Below are 23,942 nucleotides of genomic sequence, written 5' to 3'. Positions count from 1 at the left end.
GCTGGAGCGTGCGCTAGACCGTCGCCCGCTCGACCCGCTCCGCGGTCCGGTCGGCGGTCGGGGCGTCCGGCTGGGGCGACAGGTAGGCGGCGCCGCAGGCGGTCAGCCGCAGGGCGGTGTCGATCAGCGGGACGTGGCTGAAGGCCTGCGGGAAGTTGCCGACCTGGCGCTTGAGCCGCGGGTCCCACTCCTCGGCGAGCAGTCCGAGGTCGTTGCGCAGCGACAGCAGCTTGTCGAACAGTTCGCGGGCCTCCTGCACCCGGCCGATCATGGCGAGGTCGTCGGCGAGCCAGAACGAGCAGGCCAGGAAGGCGCCTTCGTGGCCGGAGAGGCCGTCGACGTTGTTGCCGGACTCGTCGTGGGTCGGGTAGCGCAGTACGAAGCCGTCCTCGGTGGACAGTTCGCGCTGGATGGCCTCGATGGTGCCGATGACCCGCTTGTCGTCCGGCGGCAGGAAGCCGACCTGGGGGATGAGCAGCAGCGAGGCGTCCAGCTCCTGGCCGCCGTAGTACTGGGTGAAGGTGTTGCGCTCCGGGTCGTAGCCCTTGTCGCAGACGTCCCGGTGGATGGTCTCGCGCAGTTCGCGCCAGCGCTCCAGGTGGCCTTCGGAGGGGGCGTCCTCGGGGGTCTGCTCCAGCAGCTTGATGGTGCGGTCGACGGCGACCCAGGCCATCACCTTGGAGTGGACGAAGTGCCGGCGCGGGCCGCGGACCTCCCAGATGCCCTCGTCCGGGTTCTGCCAGTGGTCCTCCAGGTACTCGATCAGCCGCAGCTGGAGGTTGTGGGCGTGGTCGTTGCGGACCAGGCCGGTCATGTGGGCCAGGTGCAGGGCCTCCACCACCTCGCCGTAGACGTCGAGTTGGAGCTGCCCGGCGGCGCCGTTGCCGATCCGTACGGGCTGCGAGCCCTCGTAGCCGGGCAGCCAGTCCAGCGAGGACTCGGTGAGCTCGCGCTCGCCGGCGATGCCGTACATGATCTGCAGGTTCTCCGGGTCGCCGGCGACCGCGCGCAGCAGCCACTCGCGCCAGGCGCGGGCTTCCTCGCGGTAGCCGGTGCGCAGCAGCGAGGAGAGGGTGATCGCGGCGTCGCGCAGCCAGGTGTAGCGGTAGTCCCAGTTGCGCTCGCCGCCGATGTCCTCGGGCAGCGAGGTGGTGGGGGCGGCGACGATGCCGCCGGTGGGGGCGTAGGTGAGGCCCTTGAGGGTGATCAGCGAGCGGATCACGGCCTCCCGGTAGGGGCCCTGGTAGGTGCACTGGTCGGCCCAGTCGTGCCAGAAGTCGGCGGTGGCGTCGAGCATCGCCTCGGCGTCGGGGACGGCCGGTGGCTCCAGGTGGGAGGCCTGCCAGGTGAGGGCGAAGGCGATCCGCTCGCCGGCCCGGACGGTGAAGTCGGCGTAGGTGGTGAGGTCGCGCCCGTAGGTCTCGGCCTCGCCGTCCAGCCAGACCGAGTCGGGCCCGGCGACGGCGACGGTGCGGTGGCCGCCGTCGGCCTGCTCGACCCGGTGCACCCAGGGGACGATCCGCCCGTACGAGAAGCGCATCCGCACCGCCGAGCGCATCCGCACGGCGCCGGCCACGCCCTCGACGATCCGGATCACCTGGGGGACGGCGTCCCGGCCGACCAGCGGGCGCGGCGGCATGAAGTCGATCACCCGGACGGTGCCGCCCTGGGCGTCCCACTCCTGCTCCAGGATCAGCGAGTCGCCCCGGTATCGGCGCCGGTCGGCCGGCAGGGCGGGGGCGGCGACCGTGGGCGGGGGGACGCGCAGGTCGGCGGTGTCGGTGAAGCGGGGCAGGCCGACCGTGGTGGGCGTGGTGGCCGGGGCGGGGACCTCGGTCACGACCGCCTCGGCCGGGCCGATCCGCCAGAAGCCGTGTTCATCGGTGCCCAGCAGGCCGGCGAACACCGCCGGCGAGTCGAAGCGGGGAAGGCAGAGCCAGTCCACCGCCCCGTCCCTGCTGACCAGGGCAGCGGTCTGCATGTCCCCGATGAGTGCGTAGTCCTCGATACGGCCGGCCACGTGGATCTCCAGTTCGCAATGTGGTCAGGGCATCGGCGAACCAGGGAGCGAGCGGGTCTGCGGGGCCGGAGGTTCACCCCGGGACGTCCGGCCCGCCGGGGGGTGGTGGCGGGCCTTGCTGGAGTGTCCGCGCGGGGCTCTGTCGAGCCCCTGAGGGTGGGTGGGGAGGAGCTGGGATTACGGGGAGGTCCGGTCGCGCATCGGGGACCGGGAGTGTCCTGACGCTCCCACGCCCTCCGCGTGCTCGTGCTGTCGCGATGCGTCCGTGCAGCTTACGACGGACGAAAGGGGCGAAGCACGCGGGCGCAGCCTCGTGTGGCGCCGCAATTCGGCGGAAATGCCGTGCATCGCGGGGGCGCGGCGCAGGATGGTCCGGAAGGATCAGCTCCGGGTGGCCGTAACGGACGGGCCGGGATGGCCCGGACGGAGTGCGCCGGCTGGCCCGGTCCGGTGGGTGGTGCGACCGGTGTGACTCCTGCGGCGGATGGTGCGCCGGTGGTGCGCCCGGCGTACGCTCCCGGAGTGCCGAGCGCGGGCCGAAAGGCGTCCCGGTCAGGTCACTGTTACCCTGGTATCCCGTGGACCGGCGGGATCAAACGCCCCGGACCAGCCGAACCGACGACCCTTCGAGCGCCGCGCACCTGCCGGCCTCCCGTCGCCCGGCGAGCCGCGAGCCTCCCGCCCACGTCACCTTCGACACGCGACCCACGGGAGCCCCCTCTTGGCACAGCCCCATTCCGGCAAGGCAGCGAACGGCCGCGCCGTGACGACCAAGCACCTCTTCGTCACCGGGGGTGTCGCCTCTTCGCTCGGAAAGGGGCTGACCGCCTCCAGCCTCGGCGCGCTGCTCAAGGCCCGCGGCCTGCGCGTGACGATGCAGAAGCTCGACCCCTACCTCAACGTGGACCCGGGCACCATGAACCCGTTCCAGCACGGTGAGGTCTTCGTCACCGACGACGGCGCCGAGACCGACCTGGACATCGGTCACTACGAGCGCTTCCTCGACACCAACCTGCACGGCTCCGCGAACGTCACCACCGGCCAGGTGTACTCGACGGTCATCGCCAAGGAGCGCCGCGGCGAGTACCTGGGCGACACCGTCCAGGTCATCCCGCACATCACCAACGAGATCAAGTCCCGGATCCGCCGGATGGCGACCGAGGACGTCGACGTGGTGATCACCGAGGTCGGCGGCACCGTCGGCGACATCGAGTCGCTGCCGTTCCTGGAGGCCGTCCGCCAGGTCCGCCACGAGGTCGGCCGGGACAACGTGTTCTTCGTGCACGTCTCCCTGCTGCCGTACATCGGGCCCTCGGGCGAGCTCAAGACCAAGCCCACCCAGCACTCCGTCGCCGCGCTGCGCAACATCGGCATCCAGCCGGACGCCATCGTGCTGCGCGCCGACCGCGAGGTCCCGCAGGCGATCAAGCGCAAGATCTCGCTGATGTGCGACGTGGACGAGGAGGCCGTGGTCGCGGCCATCGACGCCAAGTCGATCTACGACATCCCGAAGGTGCTGCACGGCGAGGGCCTGGACGCGTACGTGGTGCGCCGCCTGGACCTGCCGTTCCGCGACGTGGACTGGACCACCTGGGACGACCTGCTGCGCCGCGTCCACGAGCCGCAGCACATCGTCAAGGTCGCCCTGGTCGGCAAGTACATCGACCTGCCGGACGCCTACCTGTCGGTGACCGAGGCGCTGCGCGCCGGCGGCTTCGCCAACAACGCCCGGGTCGAGATCAAGTGGGTCACCTCGGACGACTGCGAGACCCCCGAGGGAGCCCGGGCGCAGCTCGGCGACGTCGACGCGATCTGCATCCCCGGCGGCTTCGGCGACCGCGGCGTCAACGGCAAGGTCGGCGCCATCACCTTCGCCCGCGAGAACAAGGTCCCGCTGCTGGGCCTGTGCCTGGGCCTGCAGTGCGTGGTCATCGAGGCCGCCCGCAACCTGGCCGGCCTGCCCGAGGCCAACTCCACCGAGTTCGACGCGGCCGCCAAGCACCCGGTCGTCTCCACGATGGCCGAGCAGCTGGCCATCGTCGACGGCAAGGGCGACCTGGGCGGCACCATGCGCCTGGGCCTGTACCCGGCCAAGCTCGCCGAGGGCTCGATCGTCCGTGAGGTCTACGGCGGCGAGCAGTACGTCGAGGAGCGCCACCGCCACCGCTACGAGGTCAACAACGCGTACCGCGCGGACCTCGAGAAGACCGGCCTGCAGTTCTCCGGCCTCTCGCCCAAGGGCGACCTGGTCGAGTACGTCGAGTACCCGCGCGAGGTGCACCCGTACCTGGTGGCCACCCAGGCCCACCCGGAGCTGAAGTCCCGCCCGACCCGCCCGCACCCGCTGTTCGCGGGCCTGGTGAAGGCCGCCATCGCGATCAAGACGGCCCCGGCCGCCGAGTAACCCCCGCTCGTTCACCGGACGGCGGCCCCGCGATTCCCGCGGGGCCGCCGTCCGGCGTTAGATTGTGTCGTACTGACGAAAAGGGGAGAGCGATGGACGAGCGGAGCGACCTGGTGATCGCCGACACGGCCGAGGCTTGGGAGGTCCGGGGCGGCAGCACGCCGTTCCAGGGCAAGGTCACCGGGGTGCGCAGCGAGGAGGTCCGGATGCCCGACGGCAGCTGGGCCCGGCGCGACTACCAGACCCACCCCGGCTCGGTCTCGGTGCTCGCCCTGGACGACGAGCAGCGGGTGCTGGTCCTGCGCCAGTACCGCCACCCCGTCCGCCAGCGGCTCTGGGAGCTGCCGGCCGGCCTGCTCGACGTGCCCGGCGAGAACCCGTGGCACGCCGCCCAGCGCGAGCTGTACGAGGAGGCCCACTGCAAGGCCGACACCTGGCGGATCCTCGCCGACTACTACACCTCCCCGGGCGGCACCGACGAGGCGCTGCGGATGTTCCTGGCCACCGACCTGTCGGCGGCCGAGGGCGAGCGCTACGCGGCCGAGGGCGAGGAACAGGAGATCGAGGTCGCCTGGGTCCCGGTGCCCGAACTGATCCGGCTGATCCAGGCCGGGCAACTGCACAACCCGACCCTGGTGACCGGCGCCCTCGCCGTGCACGCCGCGCTGACCTCCCCGGCGGGCCTGGACGGGCTGCGCCGTCCGGACGCGCCCTGGCCGGCCCGCCCCTTCGAGGCCTGAGCGCCCGCCCCGGACCCCCGACGGCGTTCGCGGACGACCGGGCTTGATTCCTTGGGGTGATTTGCCGGTTCGTACGACCGGATGTCACCTCGGATCAGCCGGACGGTCGAACTACGCTTCGCAGACAGGGCGCCCGTCCCGGGCCGCCCGCTTTTTTGCGCCGGGCGCTGAGCGCGGGACGACGTCGGGAGTGGCACGGGTGGCGAGGAAGACGGCGACGATGGATCCCGGCCCCGACGCGCCCGCCGGCGCCGTCCCGGGGCTCGACCGGCTGCCCGCCGGGCCCACGCTGTTCACCGGACGGCGGGCCGAGCTGGCCGCGCTGCGGGCGGCCGCCGCCCGCCGGGTGAGCGGCCGCTGCCCCGTCCTGGTGCTCGCCGGGCGCCCCGGCTCGGGCCGGACGGCGCTGGCGACCCGCTTCGCCCGGACCGTCGCCGCCGACTACCCGGACGGCGTGCTGTTCGCCCGGCTGTCCGCCCCGGACGGCGGGCGGGTGCCGCCGGGCCGGGCCGCGCGGCTGCTGCTGGAGCAGCTCGACCCGCAGGCCGCCGTGCCGCTGCCCGGGACGGTCGAGGACGGGCGGGACGAGCCGGGCGGCGTGGCGCTGCGGGAGGCGCTGGCCGGGCGCAAGGTGCTGCTGCTCCTCGACGACGTGCGGGACGCCGGGCAGCTGTGGCCGCTGCTCGCCGACGAGCCCGGCTGCCTGGTGCTCGCCACCACGGCCGGGCCGCTCACCGGGATCGAGGACATCGACCCGGTGATCCTCGGCGGGCTGGACCAGCAGGCCTCCGGCGAACTGCTGGCCGACCTGGTGGGCGGCACCCGGATCTCCTGCGACCCGGTCGGCGGGGCCGACCTCGCCGAGGCCTGCGCCGCCCGGCCGGCCACGCTGCGGCTGATGGCGCGCTGGCTGCGCGGCAACCCGAAGACCGCGGTCACGGACGCGGCGCGCGAGCTCGACCGGGTGGTGGCGGAGGAGTCGGGGGCCGCCGCCGAGGGCGGCAGGGCGGGGAAGGCCGGGAAGGCCGGGAAGAGCGGCAAGGCCGGGAAGAACGGTCGGACGCCGAGCACCGCCGGGGCCCCGAAGAAGAAGGACGGCCCTCAGCAAGCGGCGGCGGAGGACAAGACCGCGGAGCCCGCCGCCGCGCCCGTCGCCGCGCCCGAGCCGGCCGGCGACCCGTCGACCTGGGTCAGGCCGGAGCCCGAGCCGGCCGAGCCGGTGCCCGTCCCCGACAACGACCCGCTGCTCGGGGCCTTCACCCTGCTGTACCGGGGGCTGCCGGCCGCCCAGGCGCGGATGCTGCGCACCCTCACCCTGGCCCCGGCCCAGACCGCCGACCCGCGCACCGCCTCCGCCCTGGTCGGCTGCCCGGTGCCGGAGGCCGCCGCGACGCTGGCCGCGCTGGCGGAGCGGGAGCTGCTCGGCGAGGAGGCCCCGGCCGCCGACGGAACCCCGCGCTACCGGGTGCCCGGGCGGCTCCACCAGCGGCTGGTCCGGCTGCGGGAGAAGGAGGACCGGCCCGCCGAGACCGAACTCGCCCGGGCCCGGCTGCTGGAGCGGCTGGTCCGGCTCACCGAGTCCGCCCGCGCCCTGCTCGCCCCGGGCAGCGGCCCGGCGCCCGAGCCGCTGCCCGCCGCGCTGCGGCTGGACTCCGCCGACCAGGCCCGGAACTGGCTGCTCGGCGAGCGGGAGCTGCTGCTCGGCGCGGTGGCCGACGCGATCGGCCAGGGCGACCTGGACGGCTCGGCCGGCCGGCTGGTCACCTCGCTGCTCCGGGCACTGCCGCTGACCGGCGCGGCCGCCCCCGCCGACCTCTACCGGCTGCACGAACTGGTGCTCACGGTCGCCGAGCGCAACGGCCGCCCCCGCCGGGCCTCGGCCGCGCTGCTCAACCTGGGCGATCTGCAGGTGGCCGCGGGCCGCTGGGACCAGGCTGCCGCGCATTACCGGGCCGCCCTGGAGCACGCCCGTGCGGTCGGGGACGAACCACTCTGCGCCCGGGCCCTGGAGGGCGCGGCGGGCTGCCACCGGGCGCTCGGCGACGCGGTGCGCGCCGCCGACTGGTACGGGCGGGCGCTCGGCCTGCGGCAGTCGTTGGGGGACCACGCGGCGGAGGCCCGGTTGCTGGCCCGGGTGGCCGAGGCGCACACCGCGCAGCGCCGCTTCGAGGAGGCCGACCGGGAGTACCGGGCCGCGCTGGCGGTACTGCGCCGGATCGGCGACGAGGACGGCCGGGAGGCCGTCGGTGCCGCCCTCGCGGACCTGCGGGAACGCGTCGACGCCGGGTGGTGAGGGCACTTTCGGAGGTATCGTCGAAAGTGCCCGGTTACGGCACTCATGGCAGGTAAGTCCCTGTGGAAGCCTACGAACCTGCCAATGTGTTCGGCGAAATTATTCGATTTGGAAGGCTGACAGGCCGCCTGGGCTTCATTACACTCGAACTCAGTCGCGCAGCGATCCCCCTGCCCCGGCCTGCCCGGAGGCTCCCCACGTGCGCGTCGCCCACCGGTCTTCTCCGGTCGGGACCCCCATGGCAAGAGGACGTGTTCAGTCGTGAAGGTCGGCATCCCCCGCGAGGTCAAGAACCACGAGTACCGCGTGGCCATCACGCCCGCCGGCGTGCATGAGCTGGTCCGCAACGGACACGAGGTCTACATCGAGGACAACGCCGGTCTCGGTTCCTCGATCCCCAACGAGGAGTACGTGGCCGCCGGCGCCACCATCCTCCCCACCGCCGACGAGGTGTGGGCCACCGCCGACCTGCTGCTGAAGGTCAAGGAGCCCATCGCCTCCGAGTACCACCGGCTGCGGAAGGGCCAGACCCTCTTCACGTACCTGCACCTGGCTGCCGACCGTGCCGGCACCGACGCGCTGGTCGCCTCCGGCACCACCGCCATCGCGTACGAGACCGTGCAGCTGGGCAACGGCGCGCTGCCGCTGCTCGCCCCGATGTCCGAGGTCGCGGGCCGGCTGGCCCCGCAGGTCGGCTCGTACCACCTGATGCGTCCGGCCGGCGGCCGCGGCGTGCTGCCCGGTGGCGTGCCCGGCACCCACCCGGCCAAGGCCGTCGTCATCGGCGGTGGCGTCTCCGGCTGGCACGCGGCCACCATCGCCATCGGCATGGGCTACGACGTGACCCTGCTGGACCGCGACATCAACAAGCTGCGCGAGGCCGACCGGATCTTCGGCACCAAGATCAAGGCCATCATGTCCAACTCCTTCGAGCTGGAGAAGGCCGTCCTGGACGCCGACCTGGTCATCGGCGCCGTGCTGATCCCGGGCGCCAAGGCCCCGAAGCTGGTCACCAACGAGCTGGTCTCCCGGATGAAGCCGGGCTCCGTGCTCGTCGACATCGCCATCGACCAGGGCGGCTGCTTCGAGGACTCGCACCCGACCACGCACGACGACCCGACCTTCCAGGTCCACAACTCGGTCTTCTACTGCGTGGCCAACATGCCGGGCGCCGTCCCGAACACCTCCACCTACGCGCTGACCAACGCCACCCTGCCGTACGTGCTGGAGCTGGCCAACCGCGGTTGGAAGGAGGCGCTGCGCCGTGACGAGGCGCTCGCCAAGGGCCTGAACGTCCACGAGGGCCAGATCACCTTCCCGGCCGTGGCCGACGCCTTCGGCCTGGAGTCGGTCACGCTGGAGAGCGTGCTCGCCTGAACTCCCTGACCGCACGGCGGTCGTTCGCCCCCGACCCGATCCGTTCGGGTCGGGGGCTTCGCCGTGCCCGTGAACACCGGACGGCCCGCGCGGGTCGCTCTGTCGTCAATTCCCCCGGGTCGTGTCACCCGACCCTCGGTGGCCCGCGGAAACGTTAGGGTCATAGGCCCGCTCATCCCTTGACAGCAGCCCGCCCGATAGTCGACACATCGTGCCCACTACCGTGGATTGTGTTGCTGCGAACGCCTTGAACGGCCTAGAGTCGCAAACCGTCGGCATGCTGCCACGCTGACGAATCGACATAGAGTCCTGGATGCCCAAGGAGGTAAGACGACTTGTGAATGAGTCGACAATTGCTCCCGGGGGTGGTCAGCCAGGACTGGCGGAGCTCACCGCCGGCCAGCCGAGTGAGGAGTCCGGGGCCCGGCAGCCCTCCGTGGGCTCGGCCGAGGTCGGCTCGGTCGCACTCCGTACCTTCGAAGCACGCCAGAACACAGCGCAGGTGACCACGGTGACCGATCACGACGCCGACTTGGCGGCCTACGGCCTGGCCTACGGCGAGTTCGCCTACGGCGCCTACGACGACCCGGACGCCGAGTACGAGCCGGACCCGGAGTACGCCGCCACGCTGGCCCCCGACGCCGCGCGCCAGCGCCGCGAGCGGGTCGGCCCGACCGGCCGTCCGCTGCCGTACTTCCCGATCCCCGCGCCGGTCGCCGAGCACGGCCCCGCCCAGATCATCGCCATGTGCAACCAGAAGGGCGGCGTCGGCAAGACCACGTCGACCATCAACCTGGGCGCGGCGCTGGCCGAGTACGGCCGTCGGGTGCTGCTCGTCGACTTCGACCCGCAGGGCGCGCTCTCGGTCGGGCTCGGCGTCAACCCGATGGAGCTCGACGTCACCGTCTACAACCTGCTCATGGAGCGGGGCCTGACGGCCGATGAGGTGCTGCTGAAGACCGCCGTCCCCGGCATGGACCTGCTGCCCTCCAACATCGACCTCTCCGCCGCCGAGGTGCAGCTGGTCAGCGAGGTGGCCCGGGAGTCCGCGCTGGCGCGCGCCCTGAAGCCGCTGCTGCCGGACTACGACTACGTCATCATCGACTGCCAGCCCTCGCTGGGCCTGCTGACGGTCAATGCGCTGACGGCCGCTCACAGCGTGATCGTCCCGCTGGAGTGCGAGTTCTTCGCGCTGCGCGGTGTCGCGCTGCTGACCGAGACCATCGAGAAGGTGTGCGAGCGGCTCAACCCCGACCTGCGCCTGGACGGCATCCTCGCGACCATGTACGACTCGCGCACCGTGCACAGCCGTGAGGTGCTGGCGCGGGTCGTGGAGGCGTTCGGCGAGCACGTCTTCCACACCGTCATCGGGCGGACCGTGCGCTTCCCGGAGACCACCGTCGCCGGCGAGCCGATCACGACGTACGCGACCAACTCGGTCGGTGCCGCCGCCTACCGCCAGCTCGCCAGGGAGGTGCTCGACCGGTGCCGCCCCGCCGAGTGAGTCTCCCGGGTGCCGACGAGCTGTTCCGGACCACCGGCGGGATGGCGCTGTCGCCGTCCCTCGCGCCGCGTCCGGCCGCCGAGGCATCCAGACCGGAGACCGCGCGGACCGTCAACGGCACGGACGGCGCCGAGGGTACCGAGGCCGCTCAGGGGGCCCAGGACGACCGGCAGGCGCCGCAGGAGCAACAGTCGGCCGCCACGGCGCCGTCGCCCGCGCAGCCGCCCGCCCAGCGCGTCGGCGGGCCCCAGGGCGCGGCCCCGGCCGGCCGCACCCACGCCGGTGCCCCCGAGGAGCAGGCCGGCGCCGCCGGCCGAACCCGGCCGCGCGGGCGCGCGCCACGCCGTCCGACCGGGCGCGAGCGGCACGACGAGAAGATCACCGTGTACGTCTCCGCCGAGGAGCTCATGGACCTCGAGCACACCCGGCTGGTGCTGCGCGGTGAGCACGGCCTGGCCGTGGACCGCGGGCGGATCGTCCGGGAGGCCATCGCGGTCGTCCTGGCGGACCTGGAGCAGCGCGGCGAGGCCTCGATCCTGGTCCGGCGGCTGCGCGGCCGGTAGGGCGCCCGCAGGGGTGTGCCCCGGGCCCGGGGCACGCGGGCCGGACGGCGTGTCGGGCGGCGTGTCGGCGGCCCCCGGGCGGGGCGGCCGGTGCGGGCGGGTGAAGATGGACCGTCATGCCGAGCACCGTCGAACCAGCCGCCAGCGCCGCGAACGCCACCGAGGAGGAGTCCCGGGGCGGCTTCCGGGTACGGCTGGACAACTTCGAGGGCCCCTTCGACCTGCTGCTCAGCCTGATCGCCAAGCACAAGCTGGACGTCACCGAGGTGGCACTGGCCACCGTGACGGACGAGTTCCTGGCGCACATCCGGGCGATGGGCCCGGACTGGGACCTGGACGCGGCGACCGAGTTCCTGGTGGTGGCCGCCACCCTGCTCGACCTCAAGGCCGCCCGGCTGCTCCCGGTGGCCGAGGTCGAGGACGAGGCGGACCTCGCCCTGCTGGAGGCGCGTGACCTGCTGTTCGCCCGGCTGTTGCAGTACCGGGCGTACAAGCGGGCGGCGGCGCTGTTCGGCGAGCGCTGGGCGGACGAACTGCTGCGGCGGCCCCGGACCGTCGGACTGGAGCCCCGGCACGCGGAGCTGCTGCCCGAGGTGGTCATCACGATCGGGCCGGAGCGGCTCGCCCAGCTGGCGGCCAAGGCCATGGAGCCCAAGCCGAAGCCGGTGGTGTACGTGGACCACATCCACACCCCGCCGGTGAGCGTGCGCGAGCAGGCCACGCTGGTGGCCGGGCTGCTCACCGGCCTCGGCGAGGCCTCCTTCCAGGACTTGGTCGCGGACGCACCGGACACCATGGTGGTGGTCGCCCGGTTCCTGGCGCTGCTGGAGCTGTACCGGGAGCGGGCGCTGGCCTTCGAGCAGCCGGAGGCGCTCGGCGAGCTGCGGGTGCGCTGGGTGGCCGAGGAGGGCCGGGGCCCGGTCGAGGTGACCGACGAGTTCGACCGGCCGGCGGGCGCGGCGGAGCGGCCCCGGGAGCCCCTGAAGTCCGAGGAATCCCGTGAACCGCAGGGGCGGCAGGAGTCGCAGGAGTCGCAGGAGTCGCAGGAGGAGGACGGGCGGCGATGAGTGGCGGGAACGACGGTGGGCGGCCGGTGCGCCGCCCGCTCGGGCTGCCGGGGCGGCCGCGGACCGAGGAGTGGCTGGAGCCGGCCTTCGAGCTGCTGCCGGACCGGGCGGCGGCGGGGCCCGCGGCGGTGCCGGAGGTGGAGGGCGGCGAGCCCCGGGTGGTGCACCAGAAGTCGGCCTCGTCGACTTCCGGTGCGCCGGAGCCCCTCGGGCCGGGGCTGAAGGCCGAGCTGGAGGCGATCCTGATGGTCGTCGACGAGCCGGTCGGTGAGGACCGGCTGGCCGGGGTGCTGGAGCGGCCGCGGGCCGCGGTGGCCGCTGCGCTGCGCGAGCTGGCCGCCGAGTACGCCGCCCAGGGGCGCGGCTTCGACCTGCGGCTGGTGGCCGGCGGCTGGCGGTTCTACAGCCGGGAGACCTGTGCCGCGGCCGTCGACCGCTTCCTGCTGGACGGCCAGCAGGCCCGGCTGACCCAGGCCGCACTGGAGACCCTGGCGGTGGTCGCCTACCGGCAGCCGGTGTCCAGATCCCGGGTTTCCGCCGTCCGTGGTGTGAACTGTGACGGCGTGATGCGTACCCTGGTACAGCGAGGACTGGTGGAAGAGGCCGGATCCGAGCCCGAAACAGGTGCGATCCTGTATCGGACGACGAACTACTTCCTGGAACGGATGGGGCTCCGCGGCTTGGACGAGCTGCCGGAGCTCGCTCCCTTCCTGCCCGAGGTCGACGACGTGGAAGCGGAGTCCCTGGAGGGCACGATGATCGCGGAGGCGGTCGCCGCCGCTGTCGCGCAGGCCGCGGACGGCAGTGGCGATGCCGATCGGGCAACGCCTGATCGGTAGGGGGAGGTGAGGTCGGCCGAAACGACCGCACATCCCAGACGGAACGACGTACGGACACTTTGATGCGTAGCAGTGGCAACGGCAGGAACAGCAGCGGCGGCGGCAGCGGTCGCGGCGGACAGGGCGGGGGTCGGGGCGGCTCCTACGGCGGCAGCAGCGGCGGCGGCCGCGGAGGCTCGGGTTCCGGCTCGCGCGGCGGTTCGTACGGCGGTGGTTCGTACGGTGGCGGCTCGGGCTCCGGCTCGGGTTCGCGTGGTGGTTCGTACGGTGGCGGCTCGGGCTCCGGCTCGGGTTCGCGTGGTGGTTCGTACGGTGGCGGCTCGGGTTCCGGCTCGGGTTCGCGTGGTGGTTCGTACGGTGGCGGCTCGGGTTCCGGCTCGGGTTCGCGTGGTGGTTCGTACGGTGGCGGCTCGGGTTCGCGCGGTGGCTCGTACGGGCGGGACGGCGGGCGCCGGGACGACCGGCGTGACGACCGTCGCTTCCCGGACCGCCCGCTGCGGCCCGAGGAGCGCAAGTACGACCGCCCCGAGTTCGGCGGCGGCCCCAACGCCACCCCCGCCCGCGGCGGCTTCGCCGGCCGTCGCCCCGGCCCGGCCCCGCGCCCGCGCCGGGAGGGCCAGGGTGCCCCGGGCGACCCGCGCCGTCAGCCGCAGCGCTCGCGCGAGCTGCAGGCCCGGATCGAGGACGCCGTGCTGGCCCGGCACGACAAGCCGGCCGTCAAGCTGCCCAAGACCTTCGGCGAGCCCGAGGGCGAGCGCCTGCAGAAGGTGCTGGCCCGGGCCGGCATCGGCAGCCGGCGCGCCTGCGAGGAGCTGATCGAGCAGGGTCGGGTCTCGGTCAACGGCAAGCAGGTCACCGAGCAGGGCAAGCGGGTCGACCCGGAGAAGGACGAGATCAAGGTGGACGGCCTGACCGTCGCCACCCAGTCCTACCTGTTCTTCGCGCTCAACAAGCCGGCCGGCGTGGTCTCCACCATGGAGGACCCGGACGGGCGCCAGTGCCTGGGCGACTACGTGACCAACCGGGAGACCCGGCTGTTCCACGTCGGCCGGCTGGACACCGAGACCGAGGGCATCATCCTGCTCACCAACCACGGTGAGCTGGCCCACCGCCTCACCCACCCCAAGTACGGCGTGACCAAGACCTACCTGGCCGCCATCCAGGGCCCGATCCCGCGTGACCTGGGCAAGCGACTGGCCCAGGGCGTGGAGCTGGAGGACGGCTACGCGCGCGCCGACAGCTTCAAGGTGATCTCCAACGTCGGCAAGAACTACCTGGTCGAGGTGACCCTGCACGAGGGTCGCAAGCACATCGTCCGCCGGATGCTGTCCGAGGTCGGCTTCCCGGTGGAGAAGCTGGTGCGCACCCACTTCGGCCCGATCGCGCTCGGCGACCAGAAGTCGGGCTGGCTGCGCCGGCTCACCAACCCGGAGGTCGGCCAGCTGATGAACGAGGTCGGCCTGTAAGAACCCGGCTTCTTCACCGGTTGTTCGTCGGAGGGTCCCCCGCCCGTGGTGGCGGGGGACCCTCCGACGTGTGTGTGAGCCGGGACGCAACCGCTGGTCACGGCCTTGTCAGCGCCATGATCCGTGGCCGAGGATGGCCACCGGACCACCGCCCCGCCGCATGGCGGGACCGCGCCAGCACCGGCGCCGGAGGGGTGTTCCGGGGCGAACAGGGGGAGACGGCGTCGTGTCCGATGCAGCACTGGGGCGGTCCGCCGGACTCGCGCTCGGCCCGTTGGGACTGGCCGAGCCGGACGGACAGGTGTACGCGGCGCTGGTCGCCAGTCCGCAGTCCACCGCGGAGGAGCTGGCCGGGAGCTGCGGCCTGACGCTCCAGCAGAGCGTGCGCGCGCTGGACCGGTTGGCGCAGCAGGGGATGGCCACCCGGGCGCCGGTGGACCGGGAGCGCTACCTGCCGGTCGCCCCGGACGTGGCGATAGGGACCCTGATCGGCCACCGGGAGTCCGAACTGCGCAGCGCCCGGGCCGAGATGCACCGGCTGATGGACGCCTTCCGGGAAGCCTCGCGCTACACCGACCCGGCGCACTCGGTGGAGGTGCTGACCGGCGGCGAGGCGATCGCCCAGCGGCTGGAGCACATCACCGGGACCAGCCAGTACCAGGTCCGCGGCTTCGACCGCCCGCCGTACATCCAGGACCCGGTGGCGGTGATGCCGCTGCAGCGGCGGCGGCTGCGGGAGGGGCTGCGGTTCCGGACCGTCTACGACCGGGAGGCGGTGGCCTGGCCCGGCCGGCTGGAGAGGAACATCCTGGTCGGCGTCGCGGACGGGGAGGAGGCCCGGGTGCGGCCGACCCTGCCGATGAAGATGATCATCTCGGACGACCGGATGGCGATCATCCCGATCAGCGTCGGCGACAGCGTGCTGGACGCGGCCTACGTGATCCACCCCTCGGCGCTGCTGCAGGCGCTGGACACCCTGTTCGAGGCGGAGTGGGAACGCGCCGTGCAGCTCCAGGCCGCGATCGGCACCGGGGACGCCTCACCGGAGCCGGACGCCGACCACCGCAAGTTGCTCGGCCTGCTGGCCGCCGGGCTGACCGACGAGTCGATCGCCCGCTCGCTGGGCTGGAGCGCCCGGACCACCCAGCGGCGGCTGCAGGCCCTGATGCGTTCGCTGGGCGCCACCACCCGCTTCCAGGCCGGGATGGCGGCCCGGGAGCGGGGGTGGCTGTAGGGCCTGTCGGAGACCCCTCGGAGGAGCTCAGCTCCAGGGGCTGAGGGAGGCCCAGCGGCCGTCCGGGCCGCGCTCGACCTTCTCCAGGCCGAGCACGGCGGAGCGGTTCAGCCGTCCGTAGATGTGCGGGAACAGGACGCCCGGGGTGGCCCCCGGCGGTGGGGCGCCGTGCGCGGCCTCCCACTTCACCATCGGCTCCACCAGTGCCTCCTCGATCAGCAGCACCATCAGCGGGTCCGGGGTGTCGGCGTAGAAGGCGTTGGCCACCGCGAGCGCCGTCTGCTCGTCCGCCGAGCAGTGGATGAACCCGTCGGTGAGCAGCGACGCGGTGGCGTAAGGGCGGCCGGGGTCGGCCAGCCAGTCGTCCAAGGGTGCGAGATGGAGGATCATGTTCCTTTTGTACCCGCTTTCCGGTTCTGAACGGTCGTCACGAGACCTCCCGATCACAGCCCGGCCACCTTGGCGGCGGCGGAGACCTCGTACACCAGGGTGAGGCTGCGGCGGGCGCCCGGGCCGAGCGGGACGTCCCAGCGGACGATGCCCTCGGCGTCGAGGGAGTCCGGCACCGGGGAGCACTCCTCCTTGCGCAGCCGCACCTCGACCGCGGCCACCTCGGAGACCGGCACCCGTTCGCGCACCGTGACCAGCTGCTCGTCGTGCTCCTCCGGGCCGGAGAAGCGGGACAGGTGCAGCCGGACGGTGCGGGTGGTGGTCTGGCGGCCGCTCAGCGCGGCGCTGCTCCGGCGCTCGTCCGTCTCCCGGACCACCCGGTAGTCGTCCGTGCTGCCGAAGGACAGCTCGGCGTCGGCGCCGGCGGCGGTGAAGCGCAGCGCGCCGCGGCCGGTGAAGCCGCTGCCGCGCACCAGCTCGACCGGTCCGGCCAGCAGCGGGTGCCCGGCCGCGTTGCGGAACCGGACCACCTGGGTGACCAGCGGGGACAGCTCCGGGGCGCAGGCGTACTCGCTGCCCGCCGGGACGGTGAAGGCACCCAGCGGGACCCGGTGCGCCCGGCCGTCGGAGGGGACGGAGGCCGGGGCGGGGGCGGACAGCACCCGGACCTCGCCGCCGTCGTCCAGGCCGGGGACGGCGGCGCCCGGGCCGAGGGTGGTGACCTCCTCCTCGCGCAGCTCGACCGAGACCGTGCGGCGCTCCTCGTCGCTGCGCTCGCGCAGGGACAGGACGTCCTCGGTGAGCGCGGGCGGGTCGGTGGCGAGGGCGGAGCGGGCGGTGGAGAAGGTCAGCCGGGCGCCGGTCCAGTCCTCTCCGGTGCGCTGCCAGACCACCGCCTCCGACTCCAGGCGCAGGCTGCCGGCGTCCAGGGCGGCGCGGTAGGAGGGGCGCCACAGGGCGCAGGGCACCAGGTGGTGGACGGTCAGCCCGGCCGGGCCGGGGCGCTCGGCCTCCACGGTGAGCTCCAGGTGGGCGTGCAGCTCGGCGGGCTCCTCCTCGGCCGCGTCCAGGGCCAGCAGGGCCTGGGAGCGCTCCTGGTCCAGGCGGCGCAGCCGGGAGTGGGTGGTGCGCAGCTCCTCGCCGTAGCGCTCGCGCTCGGCGTCCACCCGGTCCAGCTCGCGGGCCCAGCGGGTGCGCTCGATCTCGCCGACGCCGGCGCCCTCGCCGATCTCGCGCAGCAGGTCCGCGGTCAGCTGGGCGAGCAGGGCGAGCCGGGCCTCCAGCCGGGCGCGGGTCTGCTCCGCCAGCCGCGACTCGGCCTCCAACCCGTGCAGCCGGTGGCGCAGTGCGGAGTCCGCCGGGCCGGGCGGCAGCGGGGCGCGCGGGGACCAGGTGCGCACCAGCCGGGCCTCCAGCACCCGGATGCCGGGGTCGGCGGCCTCGGCGCGCAGGGTGCGGTCCACGGCCAGCGCGGTGAGCGGGCCCAGCCGCAGCCGCTGGACGCCACCGGTGAGCTCGACCGTCACCGAGCGCTCGACCTGGGCGCGGTCCTCCAGGCAGGTGACGGCGGTGACGGGGAGGGGAACGGTCTCTTCGGTCATCTGTCAGTTCCTCCGGTTTCCGCCCACGATGGCCTTTCCGGCCGGGATCTTGATCTGGTAGCCGCCCTCCAGCTCGGTGCGGCCGCCCGGCGGCAGTTCGACCCGCCAGAGCCGGGTGCCGGCCGGGCACTCCGGGGTCGGGACTGCCGGGGCCCGCCAGTCGGCGCGTTCCTCGATCCGGATCTCGGCGTCCGAGGCGACCGGTACGCGCTCGCGGACCTCGACCGTGACGGCGCGGCCGAGCCGGTTGGCCAGCTGGACGTGCACCCGGTGGTCGAGGACGGTGCTGTTGCCCTTCAGCATGCCGGTGGCGGACTCGTGCAGCTCGGTGCGGCGCGCCACCTCGACGCTCTCGGTGACGCCGATGCCCAGGCTCCTGGTGCCGCCCGGGGCGAGGGTCGGCAGGGCGGCGGTGAGCAGGAACTCGTCGTCCACGGTGACCTCCACCGGGCCGGCCAGCACGGCGCGGTCGGTGCGGTTGACGAGCACCAGGGTCGCGTACACCTTCGGTTCGACGGCGGGGACGGTGACGTACTCGGGGCGGACGGAGAGCGGGATGCCGTCCACCGTGACGGTGTGCCAGGTGCCGTCGGACGGGATGTCGGCGCGGGCCGCGGCGTCGAAGCGGTGGTCGAAGGAGCCGGCCGACTCGCGGGGCGGGACGGCGTGGCGGGGGAGGGCGAGCTGGGCCAGGTGGATGCCGTCGTGGCCGCCGGGCAGGAACCGCTCCAGCTCGTCGCGCTCGACCCGGGTCGGGTCGGGGCGCAGCGTGCCGCGGCGGCCGGAGGAGTCGTCGGGGCCGGCCAGCCGGAGGCCGGGGTAGTCGAGCAGGACGGCCTCCGGGGTGGCGCCGGTGGCCGGGGGCGGGGCGGCGCTGCGGCGGGCCCGGCGGGACTCCTGGGGCGGGGCGCCGCCGAAGGCCTGCGGGCCGGGGGCGCCTCCCGGGGCCTGGGGCACGGGGGCACCGCCCGGCGCCTGGGGCGCGGGGGCACCGCCCGGCGCCTGGGGCGCGGGGGCGCTGAGCGCAGGTGGGGCGCCGTAGCCGGCGAAGCCGGGCGGTGGGGGTGCGGGGGCGGGCTCCGGGACGCCGAGGGAGCCGCCGCCGGTGGGTGCGGCCTCGTCCGCGAGGAACTCGGGGCCCGGGCCGGCGGGGCGGCCCCCGCGGCGGCGGGTGGGCTTGGCGGCGAGGGACGGGACCGGGCGCGGGGCGACCGGGCCGCGGGTGACGGGGCGGCGGGGGGTCGGGCGGTCGGCAGCGGCCGCGTCGTAGCCGGTGAAGAGGTCGGACAGGCCGGCCGGGGGTTCGCGCCAGCCGGAGGGCGGCGGGGCGGGCTGGCTGCGGCCGATCCGCAGCGAGGCGAGTCTGGGCAGGTCGGTGCGACGCTCCAGGTCGGCGGTGGAGAGGGCGAGCCGGACGCCCGTCCAGTCCTCGCCGGTGTGCTGGGCGACGGCGGCGCGCAGGACCAGGTGGGCGGTGGACTCGCCGGTGCGGTGGCTGAGGCGGTAGGTGGGCACCCAGCGGGCGGCGGGGACGCCGTACTCCAGCTCCAGCTCGACCAGTTGGGGTTCGGGAGCGGGTTCGGGTTCGGGAGCGCCGGAGAGGGCGGCGTCGGTGTCGGGCGCGGTGGTCAGGGTGAGCAGGACGGTGTCGGCGGCCTGGACGGGTTCGGTCCGCTCGGCGGTGGATGCCCGGTCCAGCCGGTCGGCGGCCAACTGGCGCTCGTGGTCAGCGAGTTCGATCTCCTGGGTGAGCCGCTCGGCGCGTTCCTGGAGGCCGGCCAGCCGCTCGTCGACGAAGTCGGCGAGCTCCAGCCAGGCCTCGGCCGGGGTGCGGCGCAGCGGTTCGGCGGGGCGGCGCTGGGGCGGGACGGCGCGCAGTGCGGCGGTCTCGGCGATCGCGGCCTGGACCAGCCGGTGGCGCTCGTTCAGCGCTCCCTGGCGCTCCATGGCCTCGTCCAACTCGCGCCGCAATAGCGGGAGTTCGCCGGGTTCGTGGAGTTCGGCGAGGGTTTCGAGGCGGGCCTCGACGACCGCCGTACCGGCCGGGCCGGTGAGCACCCGGGCACGCAGCGAATCGGCGTGCAGTGAGCTGGGCAGGCCGGTCAGCCGCAGCCGTCCGTCGGGCGGGATGGGGACGGTGGCCCGGCGTCGGCACACCGCGCCCTCGGCGTACACCACGACGGAGTCCAGGACGGACGGATGGGCCGGTACGGCCGGGTGCGTCGGTGCGGCCGAGGGTTCCGACGGGCCGGTCCGGCTGCTGTGCTGTGCGTCCCGCTGGTCATCCCGCTGATGGTCCATGCGCAACCCCTTCGTTCGCGTCCGGTGTGTCGCGGCTCGCCCCGCCGCCCCCTGGGCGGCCAGTCTGCCCCGCTCGGGGCCGGGCGTCGCCGGATTTCCCGGGGCACGGCGTGTGCACGGTGTGGGACGGGGGTGCGGGGTGCCGCGGTTGCCGGGGCGGGGGTTGCCAGGCGCGGGGGTTGTCGCGGCAGGGGGTGCCGGGGGTTGTGGGCGGGGTTGCCGGGGACGAAGGTTGTCGGCGGGGTTGTCGGGGTCGGGGGTTTTCGGGGGCCGTCGGGTGGGAGGATGGGCCCGGGTGCTCCCGGTCGACCCCGGTTCCTGTCGTGACACCGGCACCTGTTGAGAACCGCCAGTGACAAACCGTCCAGTCGAGAACCGTGATCGAGGAGAGCCACCCGCCATGCGCACTGCCGTCGTCGTCGGCACCGGACTGATCGGCACCTCCGCAGCCCTGGCCCTGGCCGCCCGCGGGCTGACCGTCCATCTGGAGGACGCGGACCCGGACGCCGCCCGCACCGCCGAGTCGCTCGGCGCGGGCATCACCGAACCGGCCGAGGGCCCGGTGGACCTGGCGATCATCGCCGTCCCGCCGGCGCTGGTCGGCAAGGTGCTGGCGGACTGCCAGCGCCGCAACCTGGCGCACTGGTACACCGATGTGGCCAGTGTGAAGTCCGGTCCGGGCAGCGAGATCGCCGCGCTCGGCCTGGACACCGTTCACTACATCGGCAGTCACCCGATGGCCGGCCGCGAGCGCTCCGGGCCGCTGGCCGCCCGCGCCGACCTGTTCGAGGGCCGTCCCTGGGTGCTCACCCCGACCGCCGACACCGACACCGATACCCTCAACGCGGCGCTGGAGCTGGTCGCGCTGTGCGGCGCGGTGCCGATCGTGATGGACGCGGACGCGCACGACCGGGCGGTGGCCCTGGTCTCGCACGCCCCGCAGCTGGTCTCCTCGCTGGTCGCGGCCCGGCTGGAGCACGCCGACGAGACGGCCATAAGGCTCTCCGGCCAGGGCGTGCGCGACGTGACCCGGATCGCCGCCTCCAACCCCGGGATGTGGGTCGACATCCTGTCCGCCAACGCGGGCGCGGTCGCCGACGTGCTGGAGGCGGTCGCCGGCGATCTCGGCGAGACCGTCAGCGCGCTACGCGCCCTGGCGGCCGGGGAGGAGGGCGCCCGCCGCACCGGCGCAGAGGGCATCGAGGCGGTGATGCGGCGCGGCAACACCGGGCAGGCCCGCATCCCCGGCAAGCACGGCGCCCCGCCCACCCGCTACGAGACCGTCGCGGTGGTGCTCGGCGACCAGCCGGGCGAGCTGGGCCGGCTGTTCGGCGAGGTCGGCGAGGCCGGGGTGAACATCGAGGACGTCCTGATCGAGCACTCGGACGGGCAGCAGGTCGGCTTCGTCCAACTGTCGGTGGCGCCGATGGCCGTCAAGCGGCTCACGGCGACGCTGCGCGCGAGCGGGTGGAGCGTTCGGGACTGACACCCGTCGGGTGGTCGTGGTCGTGGTCGTGGCCGGGGCCGGGGCTGTGGCCGGGGTCGGGGTGAGGCGGTCGGGTGGCGGGCCGGGTGGTGTCCGGGTGGTGGCCAGTTGCTGAGGGGGCGGGCGTGATCATCGAGTTGCCGCTGGGGGACACCCGGCACAGGTTCGCCGGGGAGCCGGTGGACCTCGGGAACGAGCGGTTCCTGCGGGCGGTGGTGGGTGGGGAGTTCGCCGTCCACCACCGCAGCGTGGCGGCGATGGTGGAGCGGCCCCGGCCCACGCCGCCGGAGTTCGCCGAGCCGGAGTCCGTCGAGCCCGAGCCGACCTGCAGCCTGCTGCTGCGCGCCGCCCACGCGGCCTTCGCGGAGCACCTGCCGCTCAGCCTGTCGCCGGACGTGCTCTGGTACGCGGTGGTGCACGAGGTCGCGGTGCACGTACGGATGTACCCGCCGCGCTACCGGGCGCTGTTCGGCGCGGCGGACCGGTCGCGGGCGCTCGTCGTCCGGGACGACACGCTGGCGGGGCCGGACGGTACGAGCCCGGGAGCGGACTGGGCGCGGTCGGTGCGGCTGGTCCGGGAGCCGCTGGCGGCGGCGCTGGGGGAGGAGCTGGTGGAGCTGTTCCGGCCCTCGTTCTCGACCACGGTGCCGGACGACGTGTCCTCGGTGCTGGTCGCGCTGATGGACGTGGTCAGCCCGTACTACGACTTCCGCTGGGAGACCCGCTGCGGCATCCCGAGGGTCCGGTTGGAGGGTACGGCGGAGGACTGGGAGCTGCTGGCGGCCCGGGTGGCCGCGCTGGCGGAGCGCTTCGACTGGCTGGCGCCGTGGTTCGCCGGGCTGCGGCCGGTGCTGGCGGAGATCGCGGCCACGGCGGCCGGCGGGCCGGTCGACGAGGGCTTCTGGCGCTCGCTGTACAAGTGGGAGTCGGTCTCCGGCGGGCCGCTGGTGACCGGCTGGATCACCGCCTTCTTCGCCCACACCCAGTCCCCGGACGGGCCCCGGCTGCGGCAGACCTTCGACTGGCGGGAGGCGGCCGGCACCTCGTACCACCGGGACGCCTTCGCGGTGAACGACTTCCCCTCGCACCTGTCCACGGTGCCTTTCGTGTGGGATCGTCTGGGCGTCGAGCGGTCGATGATCTTCGTCGGCGGGGTGCTCGGGATCGAACGGGACGGGGAGTTCCTGCGACCCCGACTGGGGCACGCGGTACTGGAGGTGCGGTGATCATCGAGGTTGCGCTCGGCGCCGGGCGGGCGCCGGGCGACGCGGCGCAGCTGGAGGTCGTCGGGAACGACGGTTTCCTGGCGGCGGTGGTCGGCGGGGAGTTCGCGCTGCTGCACCGCAGCACGGGGACGCTGCTGGTCTCCCCGGAGCACTACGCGACGCGGGCGGGGGAGGCGGAGCCGACCTGGAGCCTGCTGCTGCGTGCCGCGCACCTCGCCTTCGCGGAGCACCTGCCGCTCAGCCTGTCGCCGGACGTGCTCTGGTACGCGGTGGTGCACGAGGTCGCGGTGCACGTACGACTGGACGCGGAGCGGTACGAGGGCCTGTTCAGCGCCACCCCCGGTGCGAAGCGGACCATCGAGGTCAGGGACGACAGCCTGCTGAGCGTCGACGCGGACTGGGCGCGGTCGATCCGGTTGGTCCGGGAGCCGCTGGCGAAGGAGATCGGGCCGGAGCTGGTGGAGCTGTTCCGGCCCTCGTTCTCGACCACGGTGCCGGACGACGTGTCCTCGGTGCTGGTCGCGCTGATGGACGCGGTCAGCCCGTACTACGAGTTCCTCTGGGTCACGCTGTGCGGCATCCCGAGGATCCGGCTGGAGGGCACCGCCGAGGACTGGGCGCTGCTGGCGCGGCGGGTCGGCGAGCTGGCGGAGTGGTTCGAGCCGCTGGGCCCGTGGTTCGCCGGGCTGCGGCCGGTGCTGGCGGAGATCGCGGCCACGGCGGCCGGCGGGCCGGTGGACCAGGAGTTCTGGCGCTCGCTGTACAAGCGGGAGTCGGAGTCCGGCGGGGACTTCGTCTCCGGCTGGATCACCGCCTTCTTCGCCCACACCCAGAAGCTCTCCGGGCCGGAGCCGCGGACGGACTTCCGCTGGCGGGACGGGCGGGCGCGGTTCACCGAGAACGCGTTCCCGTCGCACGTCTCCAAGATGCCCTTCCAGTGGGAGACACCGGGCGGGGTACGGTCGATGGCCTTCCTCGGCGGGGTGCTCGGGATCGAACGGGACGGCGAGTACGTACGGCCCCGGCTCGGGAACGCGGTGCTGGAGGTGGAGCGGCAGCCGGTGGACCCGGCCGCCGAGCAGGCGGCGCTGGCGGCGGCCCAGCTGCCGGAGGGGTGGACGATCGAGCGGGTGCGGGAGGTGAGCGGGTCGGCGGGCGCCCGGCTGCTCGGCACGGACGGGATCCTTGCCGTGGACGGCTTGAACGGGGCGGAACTGGGGCGGCCGATCGCCCTGATCCGCTTCGGGATGGGCTGCGTCACACGGCTCGACGCCGACGGCCCGTGGTACGTCGGGATCCTGAACCCGCGCGACGGCGTCGTCGGCTGCGAGCCCGGGCCCGGGCCCGAGCTGGCGGACGTCCTGCCGGGGATGGGGTGGTGAATCGGTACGGCGGCGGGCCCGGGACGGGTGTGGAGGGGGTGGTGACCCG

At 74.1% G+C, this 23,942-nt stretch carries 17 protein-coding genes; 13 read left to right on the top strand and 4 right to left on the bottom strand.

Annotated features, from left to right (window positions below; translation table 11 throughout):
- Window positions 1-13 precede the first annotated feature (13 nt).
- Window positions 14-2,020, bottom strand: coding sequence for a glycoside hydrolase family 15 protein (locus tag ACZ7BZ_RS31130; RefSeq protein ID WP_470361228.1), 2,007 nt, complete (start codon window positions 2,018-2,020; stop codon window positions 14-16).
- A 721-nt stretch (window positions 2,021-2,741) separates the two neighbouring features.
- Here ACZ7BZ_RS31130 and ACZ7BZ_RS31125 point away from each other — a divergent pair.
- From ACZ7BZ_RS31125 to ACZ7BZ_RS31080, 10 genes are all read left to right on the top strand, one after another.
- Window positions 2,742-4,424, top strand: coding sequence for a CTP synthase (locus ACZ7BZ_RS31125; RefSeq protein WP_380462502.1), 1,683 nt, complete (start codon window positions 2,742-2,744; stop codon window positions 4,422-4,424).
- 92 nt (window positions 4,425-4,516) lie between these two features.
- Window positions 4,517-5,164: an NUDIX domain-containing protein gene (locus ACZ7BZ_RS31120; RefSeq protein WP_380463893.1), complete on the top strand. Its 648-nt coding sequence runs from the start codon at window positions 4,517-4,519 to the stop codon at window positions 5,162-5,164.
- Between the two features lie 220 nt (window positions 5,165-5,384).
- Window positions 5,385-7,457 (top strand): tetratricopeptide repeat protein, encoded by a 2,073-nt coding sequence (locus tag ACZ7BZ_RS31115; RefSeq protein ID WP_470361227.1) that lies wholly within the window; start codon window positions 5,385-5,387, stop codon window positions 7,455-7,457.
- Between the two features lie 261 nt (window positions 7,458-7,718).
- Window positions 7,719-8,834, top strand: coding sequence for an alanine dehydrogenase (ald, locus tag ACZ7BZ_RS31110; RefSeq protein WP_380463897.1), 1,116 nt, complete (start codon window positions 7,719-7,721; stop codon window positions 8,832-8,834).
- 436 nt (window positions 8,835-9,270) lie between these two features.
- A complete protein-coding gene (locus ACZ7BZ_RS31105; protein ID WP_369808367.1) occupies window positions 9,271-10,338 on the top strand; it encodes a ParA family protein in 1,068 nt (355 codons plus the stop codon).
- 41 nt (window positions 10,339-10,379) lie between these two features.
- The gene (locus ACZ7BZ_RS31100) at window positions 10,380-10,901 is read left to right on the top strand and encodes a hypothetical protein (protein WP_380524361.1); all 522 of its coding nucleotides are present in this window, start codon (window positions 10,380-10,382) and stop codon (window positions 10,899-10,901) included.
- A gap of 116 nt (window positions 10,902-11,017) precedes the next feature.
- Window positions 11,018-11,968 carry a segregation and condensation protein A gene (locus tag ACZ7BZ_RS31095; protein ID WP_470361226.1) on the top strand — a complete coding sequence of 317 codons (951 nt, stop codon included), beginning with the start codon at window positions 11,018-11,020 and terminating at the stop codon, window positions 11,966-11,968.
- Between the two features lie 245 nt (window positions 11,969-12,213).
- Entirely contained in the window at window positions 12,214-12,807 is a 594-nt protein-coding gene (scpB, locus tag ACZ7BZ_RS31090; RefSeq protein WP_470361239.1) for an SMC-Scp complex subunit ScpB, read from the top strand.
- Between the two features lie 62 nt (window positions 12,808-12,869).
- On the top strand, window positions 12,870-14,273 hold the full coding sequence (locus tag ACZ7BZ_RS31085) for a pseudouridine synthase (RefSeq protein ID WP_470361225.1): 1,404 nt from the start codon (window positions 12,870-12,872) through the stop codon (window positions 14,271-14,273).
- Between the two features lie 226 nt (window positions 14,274-14,499).
- A complete protein-coding gene (locus tag ACZ7BZ_RS31080) occupies window positions 14,500-15,507 on the top strand; it encodes a TrmB family transcriptional regulator (protein WP_470361224.1) in 1,008 nt (335 codons plus the stop codon).
- 27 nt (window positions 15,508-15,534) lie between these two features.
- On the opposite strand, the gene ACZ7BZ_RS31075 is transcribed toward ACZ7BZ_RS31080, so the two are convergent.
- The 3 genes from ACZ7BZ_RS31075 to ACZ7BZ_RS31065 are packed head-to-tail and all read right to left on the bottom strand — an operon-like array spanning window position 15,535 to window position 19,799.
- Window positions 15,535-15,897 carry a DUF952 domain-containing protein gene (locus tag ACZ7BZ_RS31075; protein WP_380454865.1) on the bottom strand — a complete coding sequence of 121 codons (363 nt, stop codon included), beginning with the start codon at window positions 15,895-15,897 and terminating at the stop codon, window positions 15,535-15,537.
- A 53-nt stretch (window positions 15,898-15,950) separates the two neighbouring features.
- Complete coding sequence (locus ACZ7BZ_RS31070; RefSeq protein WP_470361223.1) at window positions 15,951-17,498, bottom strand: mucoidy inhibitor MuiA family protein; 1,548 nt, start codon at window positions 17,496-17,498, stop codon at window positions 15,951-15,953.
- Between the two features lie 3 nt (window positions 17,499-17,501).
- Entirely contained in the window at window positions 17,502-19,799 is a 2,298-nt protein-coding gene (locus ACZ7BZ_RS31065) for a DUF4139 domain-containing protein (protein WP_470361222.1), read from the bottom strand.
- Window positions 19,800-20,199: 400 nt separating this feature from the next.
- Here ACZ7BZ_RS31065 and ACZ7BZ_RS31060 point away from each other — a divergent pair, with 400 nt between their 5' ends.
- The 3 genes from ACZ7BZ_RS31060 to ACZ7BZ_RS31050 all read left to right on the top strand — a co-directional run bounded on the left by ACZ7BZ_RS31060 (window position 20,200) and on the right by ACZ7BZ_RS31050 (window position 23,893).
- Window positions 20,200-21,285, top strand: coding sequence for a prephenate dehydrogenase (locus tag ACZ7BZ_RS31060; protein ID WP_380454871.1), 1,086 nt, complete (start codon window positions 20,200-20,202; stop codon window positions 21,283-21,285).
- A 125-nt stretch (window positions 21,286-21,410) separates the two neighbouring features.
- The gene (locus ACZ7BZ_RS31055; RefSeq protein WP_470361221.1) at window positions 21,411-22,511 is read left to right on the top strand and encodes a DUF4419 domain-containing protein; all 1,101 of its coding nucleotides are present in this window, start codon (window positions 21,411-21,413) and stop codon (window positions 22,509-22,511) included.
- Entirely contained in the window at window positions 22,508-23,893 is a 1,386-nt protein-coding gene (locus ACZ7BZ_RS31050; RefSeq protein ID WP_470361220.1) for a DUF4419 domain-containing protein, read from the top strand. The genes ACZ7BZ_RS31055 and ACZ7BZ_RS31050 overlap by 4 nt, the downstream gene beginning before the upstream one ends.
- The last annotated feature ends 49 nt before the right edge of the window (window positions 23,894-23,942 follow it).

It is taken from the genome of Kitasatospora sp. NPDC036934 (assembly GCF_055608425.1).
Note: the sequence above shows the minus strand (reverse complement) of the source record. Positions and strands in the feature narration are given on the sequence as shown.